This window comes from Streptomyces sp. NPDC048473, assembly GCF_043200155.1.
In the GTDB taxonomy this organism is placed as follows: Bacteria; Actinomycetota; Actinomycetes; order Streptomycetales; family Streptomycetaceae; genus Streptomyces.
On sequence record NZ_JBICXE010000151.1, the window covers coordinates 1 to 2,619 of the forward strand.

At 67.4% G+C, this 2,619-nt stretch carries 1 protein-coding gene; it reads left to right on the forward strand.

The features are described 5' to 3' along the window. Nucleotides 1–439 precede the first annotated feature (439 nt). Nucleotides 440–2,473: a glycoside hydrolase domain-containing protein gene (locus ACGFU7_RS47800; protein WP_393705072.1), complete on the forward strand. Its 2,034-nt coding sequence runs from the start codon at nt 440–442 to the stop codon at nt 2,471–2,473. The last annotated feature ends 146 nt before the right edge of the window (nt 2,474–2,619 follow it).

Here is a 2,619-nt window from a genome sequence, read left to right on the forward strand (position 1 = left end):
TGAAACAGCATCAGCAACACCTTCGTCGTCGACTTCACGGGTGACGGTGGGGGTGACCTCGGCGGTGTCGAGACGTCGATCGGAACGCTTTGCCTGTACAAGGGTCATGGCGGCGGCGCCATCGATGGCGTTCCTCCCGTACGGAGATCGGTTCCGGTGGCTCGGAACGGGGTCTCGGACTACGCCGGCGGTGGCTTCACCGGTGTCGGTACGGGTGACCTGGCAGCCGTCGAGTCCCAGCCGGGCGCCACCGGAAAACCCCTACCTCTACAAGGTCGACGGCACGGGCGGCCTCAACGTCCGCATCGAAATCGGCACCGGCGTCTGGTGGCACCCCACCAGGCGGGTCCGAGTTCACTGCGGCCCTGCCTGCCTCTGTGCGCTCCCGCACCCCGACCGCGCCGGCCGTGCCGCATCGGCCCAACTCCGGGAAGAGAGAATGAAGATCCGACATCTGCGCCGTTCAGCCTCTGCCTTCATTGCCGCCATCGGACTCACCGCCACGTTCCAGCCCTCCGTCACCGCTTCGGCGGCGGAATCGCTCACCCACGTCGAGTACGGGGGACTCTCCATCGACGTCCCGGCCGGGTGGAGGCTGGTGGACCTGGAGAAGGACCCGAACGCCTGCGTACGACTCGATCAGCACACCGTGTACCTGGGGCATCCGGGAGCCCAACAGTTGTGCCCCACCCACCTGATCGCGGCGAAGACCGAAGCGATTGTGCTGGAGCCGTTCACCGGAGCCGCGCCCCGAGAGGATGTGCCCACCGTGAAAGTTCCGGCGGGTTCCCCCGCTCCCAGTACCCTCCCGGCCGGCGACTCCCGCGAAGTACGGGTGGCCTTCGAGGGCGCCGGCGTCTATGCAACCGTCAGTTACGGCTCGTCGATGGCAGCAATCGAGCAGATCCTGGGCTCCGCCATCACTGGCAGCACGGCCGAAACGCAGACGGTTCCGGCGCCCCGGGCGCCGGCTTTCTCGGCCGCCGCTTCCGCGGTCCCGAGCACCGGCTACACCGGCAAAGCCTTCGATGCCTGCTCGGCACCCTCCTCGGCCGCCATGGCGGACTGGGCGTCCTCGCCCTACAGAGGGGTGGGCATCTACATGGGCGGTCCGAGCCGGGCCTGCTCCCAGCCGAACCTCACCGCTTCTTGGGTGGCCGAGCAGAGCAGCCGTGGCTGGCATCTGCTCCCCATCTACGCGGGCCTCCAAGCGGGGAGCATCTCCTCATCGAGCGCGGCCAGCCAGGGCCGGTCGGCCGCCGATGCGGCGGTCGATCTGGCACAAGGGCTCGGATTCGTCCCCGGCGCGGTGCTCTACACCGACATGGAGGCGTACTCCTCGGGGTACCGCACCAACGTCCTCAACTTTCTCTCCGGCTGGTCCGCCCGTTTGCACGAACTGCGCTACCGGTCGGGCGTGTACAGCTCCTCCTCCAGTGGCATCAAGGACCTCGCCTCCGTCTACTCATCCACGACGCTGGAGCGCCCGGACGTGGTCTGGTCCGGCAACTGGAACGGTGTAGCCAACACCGCCGACGTGAACATCCCCGCCGGGTACTGGTCCGACCACCAGCGTGTTCACCAGTACGCGGGCAATGTCACCGAGTCGTACAGCGGGACGACGATCAACATCGACCGGGACTACGTCGACGTCGGCGCGGCTGTGCCCACGGGCGACCCGGGTATGACAAATCTGACGGCCGGTGACTTCAACGGGGACGGCAAGAAGGACCTGGTGACCGTTCAGGTGGCGACGGGCAACCTGTGGCTGTACCCCGGTACGGGCACGGGAGGCCTGACCTCGCCGGTGCTGATCGGCACGAGTGGCTGGAACGGCATGGCGAATCTGGCCGTCGGTGACTTCACGGGTGACGGCAGGGACGATCTCGTCGGCACCGCGGTCGCGAGCGGAAAGCTTTACCTCTACCCCGGTACCGGTAGCGGGCTGGGCAGTCGTAAGGAGATCGGTTCCGGCGGCTGGAACGGGATCAGCAACATCTTCGTCGGTGACTTCACGGGTGACGGCAGGGATGACCTCGGCGGTGTCGAGACGTCGACCGGGAAGCTCTACCTCTACCGGGGTCACGGTAACGGCACCATCGATGGCGGGTCCTCCCGGACGGAGATCGGCTCCCGTGGCTGGAACGGCATGGACAAGATCGTCAGTCCTGGTGACATGAACAAGGACGGCAGGGACGACATCGTCGCCACCGAGAAGTCCACCGGGAAGCTCTACCTCTACCGGGGTCACGGCAACGGCACCATCGATGGCGGGTCCTCCCGGACGGAGATCGGCTCCCGTGGCTGGAACGGCATCTCGGACTACGCCGGCGGTGACTTCACCGGTGACGGTACGGGTGACCTGGTAGCCGTCGCGTCCCAGCCGGGCGCAACCGGGAAGCTCTACTTCTACAAGGGCAACGGCAGGGGCGGCCTCAACACCCGCGTCGAACTCAGCTCCGGCGGCTGGTGAGGCACCAGCCTCTCGACGACGGCAACCAGGGGGCGACCCCGGGACCGGGCAGCGCCGGACCGGCTAACGGTCCGGCGCTGCTGTGCGCTCTGTTCCCGAGGTCTGCGCGGGCCGGTGATTCGTCCGTGGCGTCAGCCCACCATCGG

Excerpts from the sequence above, each read along its gene's own strand:
- ACGFU7_RS47800 (WP_393705072.1), top strand. The coding sequence starts at position 440 with ATGAAGATCCGACATCTGCGCCGTTCAGCCTCTGCCTTCATTGCCGCC.